Here is a 21,102-nt window from a genome sequence, read left to right as displayed (position 1 = left end):
CGTTGTGTGCACACAGCGTTGCCGTCCGGCACGTAGGCTGGAAAGAGGCGATACGTCCCAGCCAAGATCGCGGGACTAGAGGGGATGCACCATGACGTTCCAGCCACGCGAACTGTTTCCCGACCGCTCGGCACGCGACCTCTTCGGCGCGGAGATCCGCCGCCACCGAGAGAAGGCGGACATGTCGTTACGGCGACTGTCCGAGGTGCTGAACTACAGCAAATCGCATCTGGCACGGATCGAGGCGGCGGAGTCCCTGCCGTACGACGACCTTCCGGCGAAGTTGGACGCGTGCTTTGGGACGGATGGGATGTTCGCGCGCATCTATGCGCTGGCGAAGAATGAGCCGTTCCCGGGGAAGTACCGACGAGTTGCTGAGGTGGATAGCCGGGCGATCGTGGTCGAGGAGTACACGTGCGTCACCATCCCTGGGCTACTCCAGACCGCCGAACTCGCGAGGGAGTCGCTGCGGATCGGACACCGCCACGCTCCGGACGCGGAAATCGAGGCGTTGGTCAAGGCTCGCCTCGACCGGCAGGCACGATTGAATCAGCCTCATCCGCCGGAGTGCTGGTTCATCGTGGATGAAGCGGCGTTGCGCCGCCCGGCGGGAGGACCGGAGGTGATGCAGCGCCAGATGGAGTCCCTGCTTGAGCGCGGGACGCATCCGTTCGTGACCCTTCAGGTCCTGCCGTTCAGTGCGGGCCATCATGTGGAAGCGGGCAATTCCCTCACGCTCTACACGCTGCCGGACGGGCCGATGCTGGCCTACAAGGAAGGCAGTCACTTCGGGACGATCATCGAAGATAAGGACGTAGTTGCGAAGCTCCGGAAGAACTACGATCTGCTACGGGCCATGGCCCTCTCGCCCCGTGACTCCGAGGCGATGATCCGAGCTGCGATGAAGGACTGGACTCATGGCGACGACACCAAACCTGAGCACCACCGCCTGGCGTAAGAGCAGCTACAGCAACAACGACGGAGGGATGTGCGTCGAGGTCGCCGACAACCTCCCCGGCATCGTCCCTGTCCGCGACTCCAAGAACCCCGAAGGCCCCGTCCTCATATTCCAGAACGATGCGTGGAGCACCTTCATAGCGAGCCTGAAGAACCAGGCAGGGATGTGAAGTCGCTTCGCCTCCTCGTCGTCCGCAACGCGGACCGCAGTGGGCCGGGGCGGTTTCGGCCGTGGTGGGAGGAGATGGGGCTGACGGTCGTCGAAACGGACGGCGCGTCGGCCCCCGCGTCCCCGGAGGGCTTCGACGCGGTGGTCCTGCTCGGCGGTGGCTTCCTGCCCGATGCCGACGCGTACGCGCCCTGGCTACCGGCCGAACGGGAACTCGCCAGGCGTGCCGTCGCCGAGGCGGTCCCGTTGCTGGGGATCTGTCTGGGGGCCCAGGTGCTCGCCGTCGCGGCGGGAGGGACCGTGCTCGGCGATCACGGTCGGCCCGAGCGGGGCTCGTGTGCGGTCCGGTTGCGGCCCGAGGCCGACGCCGATGCGCTGTTCGCCGGGGTTCCGCGTGAGTTTCGCGCCATCCAGAACCATCGTGACCAGATCACCGCGCTTCCCCCTGGCGCCGTCTGGCTCGCGTCGAGCGACGCCTGTCCGGTGCAGGCGTTCCGGATGGGTGAGCGGGCCTGGGGCGTGCAGTTTCATCCGGAGGCCGGGGCGGACCGCCTCGACGGCTGGGACGAAGCCGCCCTGGCCGACGCGGGCCTGGACCTGCGCGCGCTCCGGGCCGACGCCGAGCGGGTCGAGCCGGAGTCCGTGCGTACGGCGCGGCGGCTGGCGGCGAACTTCGCCGATGTGGTCCGCCGGGCCGCGGACGCACCGCCGACCCGGGCCTCGTAGCTCCGTAGTTCAGCGCAGCAGCAGTTGAAGTCCGCCCAGGACCGTGGCCCCGATCACCAGTTGCTCAAAGAGCCGCTGGTTGATCCGGTCCACGCACGCCTTGCCGATGTACGCACCGGGCACCACGAAGAGCGCCAGCAGCGCGTCCAGGAGCAGGGAGCGGCCGTCGATCAGGCCGAGGCCGACGCTGAAGGGCACCTTGGCGACGTTGACGATCAGGAAGAACCAAGCCGAGGTGCCAAGGAAGCCCAGCTTCCGGAAGCCGGCGGAGAGCAGGTAGAGCGACATCACGGGGCCGCCCGCGTTGGCCACCATCGTGGTGAAGCCACCGAGCACCCCGTACGAACCGGCCTTCAGCCGTGCGCCCGCCCCGTCGTCGGCGGTATCGGCGGCCGGGCCCTCGGGGGCGGCCGCACGGGCGGCCGCACGGCGCCGCCACACCGTGACCCCGGCCATCAGCAGCAGGATCGCCCCGATGGAGGTCCGCACCTCCGCGTCCCCGGCCCACAGCATGAACACCGCGCCCACCACGACCCCGGCCGCGACGGTGGGGAACAGCCGCAGCAGGGTCCCCCAGTGGGCATGCCGCCGGTAGGTGCGTACGGCGAGCACATCGCCGACGATCAGCAGGGGCAGCAGCACACCGGTGGACTCCCGGGCCGGAAGCACCGCCGCGAAGATCGCGAGGCTGACGGTATTGGCGCCGCTGACGGCGGACTTCGAGAAGCCGACGAGTATGGATGCCACCGCGAGCGCGGCGAACTCCCAGAGGGTAACGGTGTACATGCCATGGAATCATTCCAGGCCCCCGCAACCCCCCGGAGCGAGCGGATCTTTTCCCCTCCCCGCCCCTTCCCGCTACCAAGGGCTTCGCCCCTGGACCCCGGGGTCTGGGGTGGAGCGGCTCGGTGTCGAGCGTGACGCCGACCCAGCGTAGCCGCTCTCAGCGATCACTACCTGTGGGCGGCCCCTTCCCGCAGCATCGCTATGCGGCTCCGCCGCGTGGCAGGGGCTTCGCCCCTGGACCCGGGGCCTGGGGCGGAGCCCCACCTTCCAGCCCCTCCGGCGCCTGAGGAGCGGGGCCTGGGGCAGAGCCCCGCCTTTCAGCCCCTCCGGCGTTTGAGGAGCGGGGTCTGGGGCGAAGCCCCGCCTTTCAGCCCCTCCGGCGTTTGAGGAGCGGGGTCTGGGGCGAAGGGAGCACCGCCTGTGACACCAAGGTGCACACATGGTGACAAGGCGAACGCGGGGCGGGCTGCTGGAGCTGGTGGATTGGCTCGAAGAGGAGCACGGGCCAGTCACTGAGGAGGAGCGCGCCGCTCCAGGTAGTGGAAGCCCGGCCGGGGGTGCATCAGGAAGTCGTGGTGCGAGATGTTCCACGCGTACGCACCCGCCATCGCGAAGGCGACCCGGTCCCCCGCCCGTAGCTCCGGGACCTGGACCCGGCGGGCCAGGACGTCCTTGGGGGTGCACAGCTGGCCGACCAGCGTGACCGGCTCCTCCCGTACGGCCGGGCGGGCCCAGGGCCGGGTCCAGGTGGCCGTGGTGTCCATGGGCAGCACCTGGAAGGGCTGGTCGTGCTGTTTGGTGGCGGGGGTGCGGATGTGGTGGGTGCCGCCGCGCAGCACGGCGAACGCCTCGCCGCCGCTGTGCTTGATGTCCAGCACCTCGGTGACGTACCAGCCGCAGTAGACGGTCAGCGCCCGGCCGGGCTCGATCCGCAGGGTGCGGCCGGGGTGGCGCAGGGCGAGGTCCGCCATGCCCTTGCCGTAGGCGGCCCAGTCGAAGCGGCGGTCGGGATGGGCGTAGTCCACGCCCATCCCGCCGCCGACGTTCACCTCGGTGAGCTCGTCCAGGCCATGGCGTTCGGACAGCTTCCGCGCCCAGTCGGCGATCGCGGCGGCCACGGTGAGCTGGGCGGGGGCGTCGAGGCCACTGGCGAGATGGGCGTGGATGCCGCGCAGCCGGAGGGGGCCGCGTGAGCCCGCCCCGGAGAGCAGGGGGAGGCACCGCTGCACGGCCTCGGGGTCGAGGCCGAAGGGGCTGGGGCGGCCGCCCATGGCGAGCGCGGCGCCGCCCAACTCGTCACTGGCCAAAGGGAGATTCACGCGCAGAAGGACGTCTACGGCGTCGAGCCCCGCGTCCTCCGCCGCCCCGGCCAGCAGCCGCAGCTCCTGCTCGCTCTCCACATGGAACCGCTCCACGCCCAGCGTCAGCGCCCGCCGCAGCTCCCCCTCGGTCTTGCCCGGCCCGCCGAACGCCAGCGGCGCCCCGGGCACGGCCGCGCGGACATGCTCCACCTCACCGCCGGAGGCGACCTCGTAACCGGTGACGTGGGGGGCGAGGGTCCGGAGGACGGGCGGCGCCGGGTTGGCCTTCGCGGCGTAGTACAGCTCAAGGCCCGGCGGCAGCGCGTCCCGTACGGCCCGCGCGTGCGCGCGGAGCGCGGGCAGGTCGTAGACGTAGGCGGGAAGGTCGTCGCCGGTGAGCTCCGTGGCGAGGGTACGGACGGCGGAGGTGATCAACGGCTGCTCCCGGGGTGGATGACATGGGCGGATTCGGATACGTGGGGCCCTTCGGGCCCGTGCCCCGCCTCGCACGCGTGGGCTGCCTCGGAGACGTGCCCCGCCCCGGACACATGCGCCGCCTCTGACACGCACCCCGCCCCGGGCACATGCGCCGCCTCCGACACGTGGGCCGCCTCCGACAACAGCTCGGAGGCGAGGGGGCTGGCGATGCGGACATAGCCCGCGTGGCGGTCGGCCCGACGGGCCCAGCGGGTGAGGAGGTTGGCCTTCGCGGGCAGCGGCACGCCCGCCACGAGCGCGCGCAGCGCGGGCGGGTGGTCATGGGCCGCGGAGCGCTCGCACAGCACCCGGCGGACCGCCGACCACAGCGCGGGCTCCAGACCCGGGCAGCGGTCGGCGAGGGCGGCCACCATCTCGGCGACGTGGTTGACCAGCAGGCAGTACACCACCCGGTCCCAGCCGCGCTCCCGCTCGTACGTCAGCGGGCGGGCCACGGCCTCGGGCAGCGCGGCGAGCGCGGCGGCGTGGTGCTCGGGCACCAGCTTGGTGCCCTCCAGATCGCGGAAGAGCACCTGCCGCGGGGTGCCGTCGGCGGGATCGACGCCGATGACGACGTTCTGGAGGTGGGGTTCGAGAACCACGCCGTGGTCGAAGTAGGCGGCCAGCACGGGCGGTACGAGCAGATCCAGATACGCCTGCCACCACGCGGAGAGCCGGTCGGGGCCGACGTCGGGGAGGAGCCGGGAGATCTGGGCGCCGCTGGTCGGGTACTCATCGGCGACGGCCGCCGCGAGCAGCGCGGTCAGCCCCGGCCGCAGCCGGGCGGCAAGACCCTCGCGGACGATCACCCCGAACCCCTCGATCAACTGCCGCTCACCGCCGAGGTCCAGCGTCCGGTACGCGGGTTCGCGCAGCAGCTCACAGCCGGGGAAGCGGGCGGCGAGATCGGCGGCGACCGGCTCCAGCAGCCGGGTCAGGGCGACGGCGCCGGACAGTTCGTAGTCGGCGTTCTTGCGCAGGCAGTTGGTGATCCGCACATTCAGGCTGAACTTGAGGAAGTCCCGGCCGTCGTAGAGCGTGCGGACCGACGCGGTCGGCGCGAACTCCGCGCCCCCGGGCCCGAGGTCCAGCACCTCGCCCCGGGCGAGCGCCGCCCGCAGCACCCGGTGCTCGCGCAGCATCGCGTACTGCCAGGGGTGCGCGGGCAACAGCCGGAAGCCCTCGGGGACGGCGCCCTGCCCGTCCTCCCCGCGCTGTCCGCCCTGCCGGTCGAGCGCGGCGAGCGCCCCGGGACGCGCGGACTCCTCGCGGACGTACTCCTGGCGTACGGCGAGATGGCGCAGCGGAAAGCGTGCCCCGGCCTCGGGCGCGAACCGCGACCAGGAGTCGGCGCTGCCGGTGCGGGCCTTGGGGGTGGGGTGGAAGCGGTGGCCGAAGAGCAGGGACTGCTCGGAGGCGAGATAAGCGTCATGGGCGGTCGTATCGGCAGCGGCAGGTGGCGCGCTCCGCTCTCCCCTGGCTTCCAAGGCCGCCGTCATGCCCGCGTGGCTGGAGGCGACCTGGTCCAGGAATTCGTCGTTCCGCACCCCCGTACGCAGTTGGAGCTCCCGTTGGACGCACTCGGCCAGCTCACGCCAGGAGACCTCGGCCCAGGCGCCGTCGCGCTGTTCGCTGACCGGCCCGGTGAAGCGGTGCGCCCCGATGAGGGAGGCGCGCCGCAGCCCGACGCGCAGCAGCACCCCACAGCGCGGCAGCCTCAGCCGCAGCCACCCATCGGCCACGACGCTCTGGCGCTCCGGCCCCGACACCTCACGGAGCAGACAGTTGAGGAGGGTGTGGGCGGTGGCGTGGTCGGCCGAGGCCATGGTCGCGGCGGGCGAGGAGGTCATGGGCATGAGGCGGCTCCAACGAGTGCGGAGGAGAGCGGTACGAGGGAGGTACGGGAGGCGGTGCGGACGGGGTTCGGGGGTAAGGGGGGCTGCTCGGGCGCGGCGGTCATCCGCCGCTTCCCCGCGGCAGATAGTTGGGCCCGGTGACGTAGTGCTTGTTGATGTCCGCGGCGCCCGAGCGCTCCTTGGTGAACAAGGTGCCGGCGGTGACCATCGCCTTGACCGGCAGCCGGTCCGCGTCCAGCACGCGTTTGCGCAGCAGCGCGGCGGCCGCGCCCGGCCGGGTGACGGCGAGCCGGTCCACGGCGTCGGTGAGCCGGTCGCGCACCCGCCGCAGCAGCGTGTCGAGCGGGGCCCGGCCGAGGCGGGCGAGTTCGAAGACGGGGGCGGCGGCGCACAGATGGACGGTGATGGTGGTGAACACATCGGCCACCGGCCCGTCCCCTGACGTCAGGATTCTGCGGTCGTCGAATCCGCACAGATCGGCGGCCGGTCCTCCGCCGATCATGGCGGCGAGCCGTATCGCGTGGACGCGGGGCCCGTCGTGGTCCTTGATGAGCAGCCGGAGGCGGGGCACCGCTCCGGCGTGCTCGCCGCCGTCCTCGAAGACCAGCGAGGTGTTCTGCTGATGGGACTCCAGCGCGATGCCGTACGCGAAGAGGGTGGTGTGGAAGTCGAACAGCAGCGTGAAGTACTCGTCGAGCAGGGCGAGGACGTCCCCGCCGTAGTGGCGCTCGGCGAGCCCGTCGATGACGAGCGTGCCGTCCGGGGCGGGGGCCAGCAGCCCGGCCAGCGGCACGACCGTGGCGTTCTCCAGACCGGGCGGGTAGCGGCGTACGAGCGTGGCCAGCAGCTCGTGTCCGGCGTGGAGGTGGGTGGTCTCGTCGGCGAGCAGCACGGTGGCGCCGAACCGCGGCTCCCGTGTCATCACCGCCTCCAGCAGCCGCTGGGCCACCTCGCCGTCGATGAGCGTGCCGGGCTTGATGGACCGGCGGTTGCGCAGCCCCAGGGTGGAGGTGGTGAGCGGCAGTTTGAGGTGGACGAGGGGGTCGTCGGCGACGGCCACGGTCCGCATGGAGAGCGTGGGCCGTACGTCCAGCAGCCCGCGATCGGCGAGCCGGGCGACCCCGTCGAGCCCGGCCACGCGCAGCGCGGTCTCCAGGGGGCGGCCGACGGTGAGGGGGTGTACGGGGAGGGCGAGTCGCTGCCCGTCGCCTGGTCCCGCGCCAGGCCCGAGCTCGGCGGGTGTGGGCCACCAGGCGGGCAGCCGCGCCGGGTCCCCGCCGACCGCCTCGCGGGGGAGGACGAGCCAGCGCAGCGGGAAGGTGGGGTGGAACTCGGGTGCGTGGGCGCGTAACTGGTCCTCGGTGAAGACGGACCGGCCCCGGCTGGTCGGGTAGACCGGATGGTCCCGGAAGGCGGCGAGCGTGTCATACGCGACGGCCCCCGACATCCCGGCCCACCGCACGCCGTGCCGCGCGGCCAACTCGGCGACGACACCGGGCCGGACGCGGGTGTGCAGCCGCATGGCAGCGAGGGCCTGTCGGCACTCCGCCACGAAGACGTCGTACAGCGCCCGGTCCTCCCCCGGCACAGCCGCCCGCAACCGGCCGAGGACGGCGTCGAGGCTGGTGAGGCTGGTGAGGCTGGTGAGGACGGTGCGGGGGGAACGGCCGGGGGTGCCACCCGGCGCCCCGGGTTCGCCCGCGACACTCGGCGCCCCGGAGTCGCCCGCGACACTCGGCGCCCTGAAGTCGCCGCCGCCCCCGGCGCTCTTGACCGGCGGACGCTCGCTCGCCGGCTCCGGACCGCGCCGCGCCCGCGCCGCACGGTTTTCGGGCTGATGGTGTTCGGCCTGACGGCTTTCGGGCTGACGGCTTTCGGGCTGACGGCTTTCGGGCCGGCCGACCGAGCCGGGCACGGTGGGCGGCTCGGCGCCCGCGGGGACCGAGCCCCGTCCCGCCACGTCCACTGCCCGGCCCGGCCCCAGGCCGTAGCCGTGGGAAGGGCCGTCGGTGGCGACGGCAGCCGGTCCGGTGGTGGCAGCCGGTCCGGTGGTGGCAGCCGGTCCGGTGGTGGCCGCGGTCGCGGCGGTGGAGGTGGGGGTGGAGGCCGGTTCCCGCGCGTCCTTCGCGGGGGCGCACAGCAGCAGGGGTGGGCGGCGGGTGCGGATGTCGCATTGGAAACCCTCGGGTTCCACGGGCAGCAGCACGCTTTCGCCCCCCTCGAGCGCGATGCGCAGCCAGTCCCCGTCGGCGCGCCGCACCGTAGTGGCGTGGCTGCGCAGCTTGTAGGCGTCCTCCCGGAGGAGCGTGTCGAGCACCCGTCCGAGAAGGTCCTCTTCCTCTGTCACACGATCTCCCATCGGTGGGCCGCGAGGAACTCCGCCACCGCCGCGTCGATCCGCCCCTGATCGGTGCCGGTGGCCCGGAGCACGCCGAGGAAGTCGCGATTGGTGCGGTGGAGCGGATGTTCCTCGCCGATCCCGCGCAGCGGCCGGTAGTCCAGCCGTACGCCGTCGCGCTCGGTCACACTCGCCGGAGGGGCGGAGGCGAGCCGCCCGGCGCGGTCGGCCATGACGTACTCCATGCGAACCCTGCCGTCGGTGCGCGCGCCGAGGTCGTCCGGCAGCGGCTCGCCCATATGCGTACGGAGGATGTGCTCGAAAAGGGGGATGCCGAGAAGTTCGGCAAGGACGAGATCGCACTGGTCGCCTATGGCGCGGTAGTTGACCTCGATGAGGCGGGCCCGGTCCCCCTGGACGACGTACTCGGTGTGGCACACGCCGAAGCCGACGCCCAGCGCGCGCAGCTGTGCCAGCACCTGGTCGGTGTGCGGCTGCGGGGGCGGGGCGGGCAGCAGGTGCAGCCGTTCCTCGATGAAGTGCGGGGGCGGCGAGAGCTCGGTGCGGAAGGCGCCGAGGACGTGCAGGGTGCGGCCGTCGCCGAGGGTTTCGAGGGTGCGCAGCTCACCGTCGAGGAACTCCTCGACGACCAGGGCCGCCCCCGGCCGCCGGGCCCGTATCTCGGCACAGCGCCGCACGAGTTCGTCCGCGTCGGCGACGAGGACGACGTCCTCGCTGGCCACGCCCTCGCGTGGCTTGACCACGCAGGGGTAGGGCGCGTCGAGCCCGGCGAGGGTTGCCGGGTCCTGCCCGGTGGCGAGTTCGGCGGACCAGACGGGGTCGGCGACGTCCGGGCCCGCGGTGGCGAGGGCCCGGCGCAGCTCGGCCTTGTTCTTGGTGCGCAGCGCGGCGCGCCAGTCCTTGCCCGGGAGGCCGAAGTACTGGGCGGCGAGGGCGGCCTGGGCCTGGAGGTGGTCGCTGTTGGTGAAGACGGCGGTGGGGCGGCCCTCGGCGGCGATACGGCTGATGACCTCGGCGTAGTCCCGTACCGCACAGGGGACGATGTCGAGCGCGGGGAACGGGCGCGCGGCCGCGCCGTCTTCGTCCCATCGACCGTAGGCGCGTTCATGGGCCTCGGGCTGATCGGTGAGGAGGGTGACCGCGAGGCCGAGCCGGGCCGCCGCGGGGAGGAAGCCCTCGGTGACGGAGTCGGTGGGGTTGAGCGCGAGGAGGTGGAGCCGAGGCGGCCGCGGGGCGGCCGGGAGGCCGCCGCGGGCAGGGGAGGGGAACGGCCGTGACGCCGCATCGAGATCATTCTCGTTCACGGCCCGAGATTAGGTTAGGCATGCCTAAGACCGCTAATTCGACGTTCCGGTCCGCCCCGTTTGGCCCTGATTAGCCGTCAAAGATCATCAACAGTCGGTGTCAACGGGGCAGCCCTATGCGTCGATGGCGCACCCGGCGCGCGGCGAGCCGCTCGTCCGGGTCCTGATCACGCAGGGCCGCGAGTTCGGCGCCGAGGAGATGGCCGAGCCGACGGAGGAAGGCATCGGGGGTACGGGATGCGTCGAGGGCACGGGAGCCGTCCCCGCCCCGGGCGTCATCCACGTCCCGGGGGCCGTCCCCGCCCCGGGGACCGTCCCCGTCCTCCTCCTCCACGATGCGGTCGACGATGCCCTGGGCGAGAAGGTCGGCGGAACGTACGCCCTGGCGGGCGGCGACCTCGTACGCCCGCTCCGTGGTGCGGTGGAGGATCGCGGACGCGCCCTCCGGCGGCAGCGGCGACAGCCAGGCGTGGCGCGCCGCCACGACCCGGTCGGCGGGGAGCAGCGCGAGCGCCGCGCCACCGGCGCCCTGGCCGAGCAGCAGACAGAGGGTGGGCGCGGGCAGGGTCACCATGTCGGCGAGGCACCGCGCTATCTCCGCCGCGAGCCCGCCCTCCTCGGCCTCACGGCTGAGCGCGGCGCCCGCGGTGTCGATGACGGTGAGCAGCGGCAGCCCAAGCTCGGCGGCGATGTGCATCCCCCGCCGCGCGGTCCGCAACCCGGCGGGCCCCAGCGCCTGCCCCTCCCCCGGCCCGTCGGTGGTCTCACCCTTACGGGCGCTGCGCCGGTTGTGGCCGAGAACGACGCAGGGCGTCCCGCCGACCCGGGCGAGCGCGAGCAACAGCCCGGGATCGTGCTCCCCGGCCCCGGTACCGCTGAGCGGACTCACATCCTCGGCGGCGACCCGCAGCAGATCCCGCACCCCGGGCCGCTCAGCCCGCCGCGAAGCCCGTATCGACACCTCCGCGGACGGCCCGCCCGCGCCCTCCGGCGCCCCGGCGAAGACAGCGACCCCGGCCTGACCGTGACCGGCCACCACACCCTCGGCCGCCCCAGCCGCCTGTGCCGTGGCGGCGCCATCCGCGCCCCGCTCGGCACCGCACCCGCCAGGTACAACGTGTCCGGGGGCGGCCGACGGGGGCCCGGCCTCCGCGTCCCACCGGCCCCCCGCCACCTCGCCGTGTGCGGCCGCTCCCTTCGCCTCCGCGGCCTCGGCTCCACCACGCCCGTTGCCGGATGTGGCGGACGGGCCGCCCCCGGCCGACGAACCCCCGCGCCGCCCCGGTGGGCCGTCGGGCGCATCACCCGGCGTGCCGGTCCCCGCCTCGGCGGCGGTCCCGGCTGAGCCCCGGGCGACCGCCGATGCGGGCGGGGCGGCCGCATCGGGCACCGCCTGCGCTTCGCCCAGCGCACCGGGGTCGGGCGCGGGCCCGGAGGCCGTCGCGCCCCCGGCCGCGGCCTCGCCCGCGCAGAGGACCCGCAATACTCGGGCGGCCACGCCCGAGAGGCGGCTCAGCGGCAGGACCGCGTCGATCAGCCCGTGGTTCATCAGGTTTTCGGCGTTCTGGACGCCGGGCGGGAACTCCTCCCCGTACAGGGCCTCGTGGACCCGTGGGCCCATGAAGCCGATGAGGGCGCCCGGCTCGGCGGCGGTGACGTGGCCGAGGGAGCCCCAGGAAGCGAGGACGCCGCCGGTCGTGGGGTGGCGGAGGTGGACGAGGTACGGCAGGCCCGCCGCCTTGTGGTCCGTGATCGCCGCGGCCACCTTCACCATCTGGAGGAACGCGACCGTGCCCTCCTGCATCCGGGTGCCGCCCGACGCCGGTGCCGCGAGCAGGGGCAGCCGCTCCGCCGTGGCCCGCTCCACGGCCCGTACCAGCCGCTCCCCCGCGGCGACCCCTATCGAGCCGGCCAGGAAGCGGAACTCGCAGGCGATCAGGGCCACCCTGCGCCCCTCGATACGGCCCTCACCGGTGATGACCGACTCGTCCAGCCCGGTGCGCTCCCGTGCCCGCTCCAGGTCGGCCCGGTAGTCGGGGTCGTCCGTGGTGATCTCCACCGGCTCGTCCCAGCCGGACCAGCTGCCGGGGTCGGTGATGGCCTCGATCAGCTCGCGGGCCGAGGCACGGGAGACGCGGGAGGCGCGGGAGGCGGGGGCACCGTCGGCGGCGCCGGAGCCGCGGGGAGCGTTCGTTCCGGTCATATGTGTCACCTTTCCACGCCACCAACCCTCGGCAATCATCGGCGATCACCTTGAGTACCCCGGGGCCGGCCCAGTCTCAGCTCCGCCTGAGCTGCTCCTTAACGGCGCCATAAGACCGGCGGGAGAGCCGGTGGGGCGGGCTAGCGTGCTGCGCGTCACCCCCCACCCAATGCCGCGCGTCGCCCCCACCGAATGCCGCGCGTCACCCCCCACCGAAGGAGCCCCCGACGATGACCGCTCGTGCCACCGCTCACCGCAGAAGCGCCCGGATCGCCGTGCTCGGTCTGGTGCCGCTCGCCCTCACCGCGCTGAGCGCGGACCCGGCCGACGCGCACGGTTCGATGCAGGACCCGGTCAGCCGGGTGTCGGCGTGCTTCGCGGAGGGCCCGGAGAGCCCGGACTCGGCCGCCTGCAAGGCGGCCGTCGAGGCGGGCGGCACCCAGCCGCTCTACGACTGGAACGAGGTCAACATCCCGGACGCCGCCGGGCGCCACAAGGAGATCATCCCGGACGGAAAGCTGTGCAGCGCGGGCCGCGACAAGTACAAGGGCCTGGACCTGCCGCGCGCCGACTGGCCCGCCACCGCCATGACGGCCGGTGAGCACACCTTCACCTACCGGGCCACCGCACCCCACCGCGGCAGCTTCGAGCTGTACATCACCAAGGACGGCTACGACCCGACGAAGCCGCTGACCTGGTCGGATCTTGAGGCGGAGCCGTTCGCCAAGGTCACCGATCCCACGCTGAAGGACGGGAGTTACGTCTTCTCGGGGAACGTGCCCGACAAGTCGGGCCGCCATCTGATCTACAGCGTCTGGCAGCGCTCGGACAGCCCGGAGGCGTTCTACACCTGCTCGGATGTGACCTTCGGCGGAAACGGGGCCGGAGCCGGGGCCGGGGCCGCGAAGGAGGCCGAGACGAAGGCGAGTTCCGCGCCCGCCGCCTCCGCGCCCAATGACGCGCAGATAGCCAAGGGCGCCGAGAAGTCGACGGTCGATCACCACGGCCACGGCGGCGACAGCGGCACCGAGGCCAGCCACCAGCCGAAGACGGCAGGCGAGAAGGGCACGGAGGCGAATCACCCCGAGGCCAAGAGCGCCGAGGTCATGGCCGCGGGCGCCGAGCAGCAGGGCGGGGGCGACGCCGACGGGCAGCGTCTCGCCGAGACCGGGGGCGACGGGTCCACCGGCCCCATGGCCATCGGCGGCGCCGCGGTGCTCGCCAGCGGCGCGGCCGTGCTGTTCGCCGTCGCCAACCGCCGCAAGGCGGCCGTACGCCGAGGCCGCGGCTGAGGCCGTACGCCGCTGTCACGGCTGAGGCCGTAAGGCCGTAGTCGCGGCCGTTCGGACGGAGTCGGTTCCGGGGAGGATGACGTCACCCCCGGGACCGGCTCTTACCGTTCTCCCCCGCCCGGCCGTTCTGCTGATTCCGCCGGCGCTGGCGGTCGTGGCCCTGTGCTTCCAGGCGTTCCCGGGTTTCCGTAAGCCTCAGCGGTCCCGGAAGTCTGAGAAGTTCCAGATCTTCCGCACTCGCAAAGGCACCGCCAGAGGCGAGGAGAGCTCCGGATGACCTCTGCCTACAGCTTCTCCTCATCCGCCAGCGCCGCGTCAAGCGCCGCCGTCAGCCGCCGCACCCGCGCCTGAAGCTCCACCGCCTCCTCCAGGCCGAGACCGCTGGCCTCGATCGCCTTCAGGGGCACGCCCTGGGCGCGCTCCTTCAGCGCCGCCCCCTCCGCCGTCAGCCGGACCGTCACCGAGCGCTCGTCCTGTGCGCTGCGCTCGCGCCGGACGAGTCCGGCCGACTGCATCCGCTTGAGCAGCGGCGAGAGGGTGCCGGAGTCCAGCCGCAGGTACTCCCCCAGCCGCTTGACCGGCATCTCCCCGTACTCCCAGAGCACCAGCATGGCCAGGTACTGCGGATAGGTCAGCCCCGTGTCGCGCAGCACCCGGCGGTAGAGGCCGTCGAAGGCGCGGGAGGCGGCGTGCAGGGAGAAGCAGAGCTGCCGATCGAGGCGGAGCAGTTCATCGGCGGACGGCGGCTCCGGGGCGGTACGGCCGGTGGTGGCGGGGTCGGCGGTGCGATCGGACTGGCGTGACATGCGTCCAGCGTACCCTTTAGTTGTGCACAACTTAATTGTGTGCTGTACTTCTGCCCGGAGGCGGGGCACCCCGAGTACCCACCTCCCTCCGAACTGCTCGAACACGAAAGGGATGGTCTTCATGGACGCGCTCTACACCGCGGTGGCCACGGCGAACGGACGCGACGGCCGGGCCGTGAGCTCCGACGGACAGCTGGACCTCGCACTCGCCATGCCGCCGGCCCTCGGTGGCAACGGTGAGGGCACCAACCCGGAGCAGCTCTTCGCCGCGGGCTACGCCGCCTGCTTCGCGTCGGCGCTCGGCCTCGTCGGCCGCCAGGCCAAGGTCGACACCAAGGACATCTCCGTCACCGCCGAGGTCGGCATCGGCAAGGACGAGGCGGACGGCGGCTTCGGGCTCAAGGTGACGCTGCGCGTCGAGCTGCCCGGCGACCTCGAGAACGAGACCGGCCACAAGCTGGTCGAGCAGGCGCACCAGGTGTGCCCGTACTCCAAGGCGACGCGGGGCAACATCGAGGTCGAGCTCGTCGCCGAGTAACCGAACGACGGCCGGACCGGCCGGACCGGCACCGCGGGAGGCGGACCGGTCCGACGCCGACGCGCCCTGCTCGTACGGAACGAGGCAGGGCGCGCCATGGCGGAGGACGATCCGTACGCCGTCAGGCGTCAGTCGTCCGACGCACAGGTGGTCGGGGTGGCGTGATCCGGATCGAGGGCGTTGACGGCCTCGTGGAAGGCCAGGCCGTCGGTCAGGCCGATGGCCAGATGCTCGGAGATGTCGGTTGGGCACAGGTCCTGGATCAGGACGTTCCTGACGTTCGGACCGGAGAGGAACTGTGCCTGGTAGGGGGTGGCGACCTCGTCGTACTTGGTCGCAATGACGGTGTAGCGCACTCCGGGGACGGTGTCGCCGCCCTCGTTGAGGCGCCGCAGGAAGTCCGAGTCGACCACCTGGTCCATCAGCCCCGGGGCGCCCTCGGCGATGAGGTCACCGGCCCCGGGGAAGTAGTCCAGCAGCCTGGTGAGCCCGGACAGGGTGGTGCCGTGGTTGGTGGGGGCGATGCCGACCAGGGCGTTCACCTTCGGCGCGCCGCCGAGGAACTTGAGGTAGTAGCGGGGCATCATCCCGCCCTGCGAATGCCCGACCATGTCGACCTTGGCGGCGCCGGTGGCGGCGAGCACCCGGTCCACATAGGCGGACAGCTGTTTCGCCGACTCGTCGACCGCCCCGAGACCGTGGAAGAGCGGGACGGCGGGCAGTTGGCCGTAGTCGAGGGAGAAGACGCAGTAACCGCGCTGGACCAGATACGGGGCGAAGCCCAGCCAGTTGTCGACGGAGTTGCCGAGGGTGCCGTGCACCAGGACGACGGGGCGGGGGTGTTGGGCCGAGGGCTTGCAGGAGTAGTCGTTCCAGCCACTGCTCACCGCCTGTCCCTGCGCCTGCCCCCGCGCCGCGGTGTCCGTGGCGAGCGCGGCGGTGGGCGTCGCCGCGGTCGCCGCTACCGCGAGGGCCAGGGCGGGCAGTAACGTGCGGGGCTTGGTCTTCCGGATTCGCCGGATACGCCTCCGGGGCAGCATCACATGAACTCCTCGCTGGTGGGGGGAGAGAGTCGCGCTGACGATGCGCTTGCGCTTGTGCTGCGCCCTGCGATCCGGATCACAAGAATTTGGTGCGCTCAATCGAAGCTACGCGCGAGTAGCAAAGGCATCCAGCCATCTGCCGGTGAAGGAACGTCTACGCCCTTTTCACGCGACGTCCAGGAATCCGGTGGGTTACGTGACAACCAGGAAACTGGTGGGGTTACGCGACATCCATGATGCCGGTGAGGTTACGCGACGTTCAGGAAACCGGCGGGGCATACGAGGCCCAACAAGGCGGCGGCTTACGCGACATCGAGGAAACCTGCGGGCCGGACCGCGGAGATGCCGAAGCGGGCACGGGCCCGGTCCGCGGCCGCCTCCAGCCGGCGTGACTTCTCGTCCGCGGGGTCGAACGTCAGCTGATGGGCGGCGAGTCCGGCGTCCATCAGCCCCTCGACGCGCAGCGCCACGGACCGGACACGGGCCCGCTGCAACCCGAGCGCGTCATGCAGCGCGTACGCGGCGGCGGTCAGCGCCGGGGTGTGCGCGGTCGGTTCGGCCAGGGTGCGGGTGCGGGTGGTGGTGGAGCGGTCGGCGTAGCGGACGGTGACGCTGATCGCGGCCGCGACCTGCCCGCTCGTCCGCAGCCGGACCCCGAGCCCGTCGGCGAGGGTGAGCAGCGCGCGGCGCCTGCGGACGGGGTCCAACTCATCGCGCCGGAAGCGGTGTTCGGCGCCCATCGCACGGGCGGGGGCGTTCGGGGTGACCGGCGCCGGGTCGATCCCGCGCGCCCACGCGTGGACGCGGCGCGCGGTCGCCACACCGAGGATCCGCTGCAAGGTGGACAGCGGCGCGGCGGCGATCCGCGCGGCGCTGTCCAGCCCGTACGCGCTCAGGGTGCGCGCGGTCGCGGGTCCCACCCCGGGCAGGGCGATGGGCGGCTTACGGGCGAGAAACTCGGCGACGGCGTCCGGATCGCCGGGAACGGTACGGACGGCCCCGGCCGCCCGGCCGGACCGCCCGCCCCCGGGGCCGCCGGGCTCCTGGGCCCCCTGGGACTCCTGGGCTTCGTGGGCGGCCATGCGGGCGAGCAGGGGGTTGGCGGCGACGCCGACGGTGCAGTCCACGCCGTACCGGGCCAGCGCCCGGACCCGTACGATCTCGGCCAGCCCCGCCGCGTCCCGCCCGAAGTACCGCAGCGCACCCCGCACATCCGCGAGGGCGGCATCGGGCGGCAGCGCCTCGACGACGGGCGTCAACTCCCCGAGCAGGGTGAGCAGCCCCTGGTAGACGTCCTCCGGGGGCACGGGATGGAACCGCACATACAGCACATGCGGCGTCTCGGCCCGCGCGCCGAGCGGGACGCCACCGGCCAGCGGGACCACACCGGCCAGTGGCGCGGCGGGCCTTCCCTCGGCGCCCGGCAGGGCAAGGGAGTGATGGCCGGAAGTCATCCCGCGCTCCCCGGGCTCGCATGCCACAGCTTGCGGCCGGTGGCGGCCTGGTCGCCCGCGGGCTGGAGGTCGGCCCACGGGTGCATGGCGTAGCCGGTGGACATCTCGATGCGGCGGCCGGAACCGGCGTCCGCCCCGGCCGTCTCCGGGCCCGTCCCCGCCAGTTCGGCGGCGACCGCCTCGAGACCGCCCTCCTTCCTGAGCCGGGCCAGCTCGGCGAGGTTCCACACGGCCGAGCCCACGACGCTGAGGCTGCGCGGGCCGCGCCGCTGGACCACGCCGCGTACGAGCAGCAGCCAGGAGTGGAAGACGGTGTGCGCGCACGCCGCGTGGCTGTCGTCGAAGAAGGCGCAGTCGACCAGCCCCGTACCGTCGTCGAGCGTGGTGAAGATGACCCGGCGCCCCGAGCGGATCGGCGGGGTCTGGGTGGCGGCCTTGGCGCCCGCGACGAGCACGACCTCCCCGTGCCGCGCGTCGCGCAGCCGCTTCGCGGGGATCGCGCCCAGCTCCTCCAGGAACTCCCGGTGGTCGCCCATCAGATGGCGGGAGACGTCCATGCCGAGGATGCCGAGTTCGGCGCCGAGGCGTTCGCCGGCGTCGAGGTCGGGGAGTCCGGCGGGGGCGGCGGGGCCGGTTTCGGCCAGCGGAAGCTGGCCCTCCGCGTTGCGCCGGGCGGCGCCCCGCTGCTGCCGGTGCAGCTCGGCGATGTGCAGCAGCAGATCGCGGCGGCTCACGCCGAACGCGTCCAACGCGCCGACCTGGGCCAGCCGTTCGGCGACCGGCCGTCCGGGGTGGGCGCGCAGCCACAGGTCCTGGAGCGAGGAGTACGGCTGCCCGGCCGCGATCCGCTCGGTCTCGGCCTCGCTGATGCCGTGGACGTCGCTCAGCGCCAGCCGGATGCCGATGCCCCCGCTGCTGCGTTCACCCGCCTTCCCGCGCTCATCTCCCCTATTACGTTCATCCCTCTTATCGCGTTCATCCCCCTTGTTACGGATGCCCCGAGAATCGCCAGACGTCAGTTCGATTCGATAGGCGGCCCCCGACCGGTTCACATCCAACGGCAGGATCGGCACCCCGCGCCGCCGCGCGTCCGCCAGCAGCAGCCGCTTCGGGTACATCCCGGGGTCATGTGTGAGCAGCCCGGCGTAGAAGGCGGCCGGATGGTGCGCCTTGAGCCAGGCGGACTGATACGTCGGGACCGCGAAGGCGACGGCATGCGCCTTGCAGAAGCCGTACGAGCCGAACGCCTCGACGATCTCCCAGGTGCGCGCCAGCACCTCCGGCGAGTAGCCCCGCTTCTCCGCCTCCGCGTGGAACCAGGCCCGTACCCGCCCCTGCCGCTCGGGGTTGGACAGCGCGCGCCGCGCCTCGTCGGCGAGGTCCCGTTCGCATCCGGTCATGATCGACACGATCTTGATGATCTGCTCATGGAAGACCACGACCCCATAGGTCTCGCGCAGCGCGTCCTCCAGATCGGGATGCGGATAGCGCGCGGGCTTGCGGCCGTGCCGGGCCTCGATGAAGGGCCGGACCATGTCGGCGGCGACCGGGCCCGGCCGGAAGAGCGATATGTCGACCACGAGATCGTGGAAGGAGGTGGGCTGAAGCCGGCCGAGCAGATCGCGCTGACCGGGCGATTCGATCTGGAAGCAGCCGAGCGTCTCGGTGGAGCGGATCAGATCGTAGGTGGCCGGATCGCCGGGCCGCACCTGCCCGGGGTCGTCGATGTCCACGACCCGCCCGGTGGCCCGCCGGATCTCCGCGACCGCGTGCGCCATCGCGGACTGCATCCGCACCCCGAGGACATCCAGCTTGAGCAGGCCGAGCTCCTCCACGTCGTCCTTGTCGAACTGCGACATGGGGAAGCCCTCACCGCTGGTCGGCACGATGGGCGTACGGGCCAGCAGCCCGGCGTCCGAGAGCAGCACCCCGCAGGGGTGCATGGCGATGCCACGGGGCAGCCCGTCGAGCGCCTCGACCAGCTCCCATAGCCTGCCGAAACGTTCCTGCTCGGCGGCGACCGCCTTCAGCTCGGGCAGTTCCGCGAGCGCCGCACGGGCGTCGCGGGCGCGGATGTGCGGGAAGGACTTGGCGAGCCGGTCCACCTCGGCCGGATCCATGCCGAGCGCCGCGCCCACGTCCCGTACGGCATGGCGCACCCGGTAGGTCTCGGGCATCGAGACGGTCGCGACCCGCTCGGCCCCGAACCGCTCGAAGATCGCGCGATAGACATCGAGCCGGCGCGCGGACTCCACATCGATGTCGATATCGGGCAGCGCGGCGCGCCGCACCGAGAGGAAGCGCTCCATCAGCAGGCCGTTGGCCACGGGGTCGGCGTGGGCGATGCCCAGCAGATGGTTGACGAACGACCCGGCGCCGGAGCCCCGGGCGGCCACCCGGATGCCGAGCTCCCGGGTGTCGTCGACGACCTGCGCGACGGTGAGGAAGTACGAGGCGAAGCCGAGCCGTTCGATGGTGCGCAGCTCGTCCTCCAGCCGCTCCCAGCGCGCCCGGTCGCGGTCGTACCCCAGCAGCACCATGGCGGCGGCGCAGCGCGACCGCAGCACCCGCTCGGCGCTCCGCCGCCCGGCCCCGACCAGCCGGGGCTCGGGGAAGTGGACGCTGCCCAGGCCGATGTGGTCCTCGGGGTCGACCAGACACGCGGCGGCGGTGCGCCGGGTCTCCTCCAGCAGCCGGTGCGCGGCGTCCCGCCCCATCCCGGCCGCCTCCACGATCCGCTCGGCCGCCTTCGCCATGTCCCGGGGCCCCTTGAGCCAGCGCTCACCGCTGTCGAGCATCCCGGGGTCGCGCGGGTCGATGGGCACGAGCCGGCGGGCCGAGTCCAGGACGTCGGCGACCGGCCCCTCCCCCGGGTCGGCGTAGCGGACGGCGTTGCTCAGCACGGCCGGAATGCCCTGGTCGGCGGCGAAGCCGACGGTACGGGCGGCGAGCCGCAGCGAACCCGGGCCGGTGCCGCTCCGGCCGTGCCATACGGCCTCCAGCCGCAGCGCGTCACCGAAGAGTTCACGCCAGGGGGCGATCAGCCGCGCGGCCCGGTCGGGGCGCCCGGCGGCCAGGGCCCGGCCGACATCGGAGTCCGGGCCGAGCAGCACGGTCAGCGGGGCGAGCGCGCCGGGGTCGGCGGCCAGATCGCGCCAGTGCAGCAGGGGCGGCCCGGCGCCGTTCGTCCGGGCGGCCCCGGGGTGGGCGAGCCCCGCGTGGGCGGCGGAGACCAGCCCGCACAGCGCGGCCCAGCCGGCCGCGCCGTCCCGGCCGAGGAAGACCGCCCGGGGCGTGGACTCGTCGATGAACGCCCCGCCGCGCACCGGCGTACGGCGCCGGGCGGTGCGCCCCGGCTCCGGGGCCTCCATCCGTACGGCGAGGTCCACCCCGAAGAGCGGCCGCACCCCCGCGCGCTCACACGCCCGGGCGAACCGCACCGCTCCGGCGAGGCTGTCGCGGTCGGTCAGCGCGATCGCGTCCATACCGCGCTCGGCGGCACGCTGCGCCAGCCGCTCCGGGTGCGCGGCCCCGTACCGCATGGAGAACCCGGACGCGGTGTGCAGATGCGTGAAGCCTGGCATCCGCACCTCCCGCTGCTCACACCCCCTGACCGACCCTGCTTGTCCCACGCCCCACCATAACCCCATTCTCGAACAGACGTGCGAGTCGGCTCGACCGCGCTTCCCCCTCCACCATAAGCGCCTAAAACGGCCCTTAATCCCGCGTGTCGCCTTGTGAACGCGGCACGCGGAGGCGAGGCACGGGGGCGATGCGCGGCGGCGCACGGAATCCGACGGGTCAACACCACTGGGCCGGTCACCGGCCCAT

The 21,102-nt window shown here is 73.0% G+C and carries 15 protein-coding genes; 5 read left to right on the top strand and 10 right to left on the bottom strand.

Translation table 11 applies throughout. The features are described from left to right. Positions 1–91: 91 nt before the first annotated feature. From NQU54_RS28625 to NQU54_RS28615, 3 genes are read left to right on the top strand one after another with little or no spacing between them, the layout of a single operon-like run. Positions 92–958, top strand: a complete 867-nt coding sequence (locus NQU54_RS28625) for a helix-turn-helix domain-containing protein (protein ID WP_257633589.1) — start codon at positions 92–94, stop codon at positions 956–958. Beyond that, positions 918–1,127, top strand: coding sequence for a DUF397 domain-containing protein (locus NQU54_RS28620; RefSeq protein WP_257633588.1), 210 nt, complete (start codon positions 918–920; stop codon positions 1,125–1,127). Before NQU54_RS28625 ends, NQU54_RS28620 begins: the two co-directional genes overlap by 41 nt. Then, positions 1,124–1,852: a type 1 glutamine amidotransferase gene (locus tag NQU54_RS28615; protein WP_257633587.1), complete on the top strand. Its 729-nt coding sequence runs from the start codon at positions 1,124–1,126 to the stop codon at positions 1,850–1,852. The genes NQU54_RS28620 and NQU54_RS28615 overlap by 4 nt, the downstream gene beginning before the upstream one ends. A gap of 9 nt (positions 1,853–1,861) precedes the next feature. Here the strand turns inward: NQU54_RS28615 and NQU54_RS28610 are convergent, their stop codons facing one another. The 6 genes from NQU54_RS28610 to NQU54_RS28585 form a co-directional block, all read right to left on the bottom strand. Continuing rightward, on the bottom strand, positions 1,862–2,638 hold the full coding sequence (locus NQU54_RS28610; protein ID WP_257633586.1) for a sulfite exporter TauE/SafE family protein: 777 nt from the start codon (positions 2,636–2,638) through the stop codon (positions 1,862–1,864). A 509-nt stretch (positions 2,639–3,147) separates the two neighbouring features. Next, entirely contained in the window at positions 3,148–4,374 is a 1,227-nt protein-coding gene (locus tag NQU54_RS28605; RefSeq protein ID WP_257633585.1) for a type III PLP-dependent enzyme, read from the bottom strand. Continuing rightward, entirely contained in the window at positions 4,371–6,272 is a 1,902-nt protein-coding gene (locus NQU54_RS28600; protein WP_257633584.1) for an IucA/IucC family protein, read from the bottom strand. Before NQU54_RS28600 ends, NQU54_RS28605 begins: the two co-directional genes overlap by 4 nt. A 100-nt stretch (positions 6,273–6,372) precedes the next feature. After that, complete coding sequence (locus tag NQU54_RS28595; RefSeq protein WP_257633583.1) at positions 6,373–8,619, bottom strand: IucA/IucC family protein; 2,247 nt, start codon at positions 8,617–8,619, stop codon at positions 6,373–6,375. Next, on the bottom strand, positions 8,616–9,935 hold the full coding sequence (locus NQU54_RS28590) for an ATP-grasp domain-containing protein (protein ID WP_257633582.1): 1,320 nt from the start codon (positions 9,933–9,935) through the stop codon (positions 8,616–8,618). Before NQU54_RS28590 ends, NQU54_RS28595 begins: the two co-directional genes overlap by 4 nt. A 100-nt stretch (positions 9,936–10,035) precedes the next feature. Then, complete coding sequence (locus tag NQU54_RS28585) at positions 10,036–12,138, bottom strand: carboxyl transferase domain-containing protein (protein ID WP_257633581.1); 2,103 nt, start codon at positions 12,136–12,138, stop codon at positions 10,036–10,038. Positions 12,139–12,368: 230 nt separating this feature from the next. Here NQU54_RS28585 and NQU54_RS28580 point away from each other — a divergent pair, with 230 nt between their 5' ends. Beyond that, entirely contained in the window at positions 12,369–13,430 is a 1,062-nt protein-coding gene (locus tag NQU54_RS28580; RefSeq protein ID WP_257633580.1) for a lytic polysaccharide monooxygenase, read from the top strand. 284 nt (positions 13,431–13,714) lie between these two features. Here NQU54_RS28580 and NQU54_RS28575 read toward each other — a convergent pair whose 3' ends face one another. Continuing rightward, entirely contained in the window at positions 13,715–14,236 is a 522-nt protein-coding gene (locus NQU54_RS28575) for a MarR family winged helix-turn-helix transcriptional regulator (RefSeq protein ID WP_257633579.1), read from the bottom strand. A 121-nt stretch (positions 14,237–14,357) separates the two neighbouring features. Between NQU54_RS28575 and NQU54_RS28570 the strand changes: the two genes are divergently transcribed. Next, the gene (locus NQU54_RS28570) at positions 14,358–14,774 is read left to right on the top strand and encodes an organic hydroperoxide resistance protein (protein ID WP_093705889.1); all 417 of its coding nucleotides are present in this window, start codon (positions 14,358–14,360) and stop codon (positions 14,772–14,774) included. Between the two features lie 128 nt (positions 14,775–14,902). On the opposite strand, the gene NQU54_RS28565 is transcribed toward NQU54_RS28570, so the two are convergent. The 3 genes from NQU54_RS28565 to NQU54_RS28555 form a co-directional block, all read right to left on the bottom strand. Next, the gene (locus NQU54_RS28565) at positions 14,903–15,814 is read right to left on the bottom strand and encodes an esterase/lipase family protein (protein ID WP_257633578.1); all 912 of its coding nucleotides are present in this window, start codon (positions 15,812–15,814) and stop codon (positions 14,903–14,905) included. Positions 15,815–16,119: 305 nt separating this feature from the next. Further along, the gene (locus NQU54_RS28560) at positions 16,120–17,271 is read right to left on the bottom strand and encodes a DNA polymerase Y family protein (RefSeq protein WP_257633577.1); all 1,152 of its coding nucleotides are present in this window, start codon (positions 17,269–17,271) and stop codon (positions 16,120–16,122) included. After that, on the bottom strand, positions 17,268–20,855 hold the full coding sequence (locus tag NQU54_RS28555) for a DNA polymerase III subunit alpha (protein ID WP_257633576.1): 3,588 nt from the start codon (positions 20,853–20,855) through the stop codon (positions 17,268–17,270). The genes NQU54_RS28560 and NQU54_RS28555 overlap by 4 nt, the downstream gene beginning before the upstream one ends. Positions 20,856–21,102 lie beyond the last annotated feature (247 nt).

The sequence above is a fragment of the Streptomyces malaysiensis subsp. samsunensis genome (genome assembly GCF_024519315.1).
GTDB lineage: Bacteria > Actinomycetota > Actinomycetes > Streptomycetales > Streptomycetaceae > Streptomyces > Streptomyces malaysiensis.
This window is presented reverse-complemented; position numbering and strand designations above follow the sequence as displayed.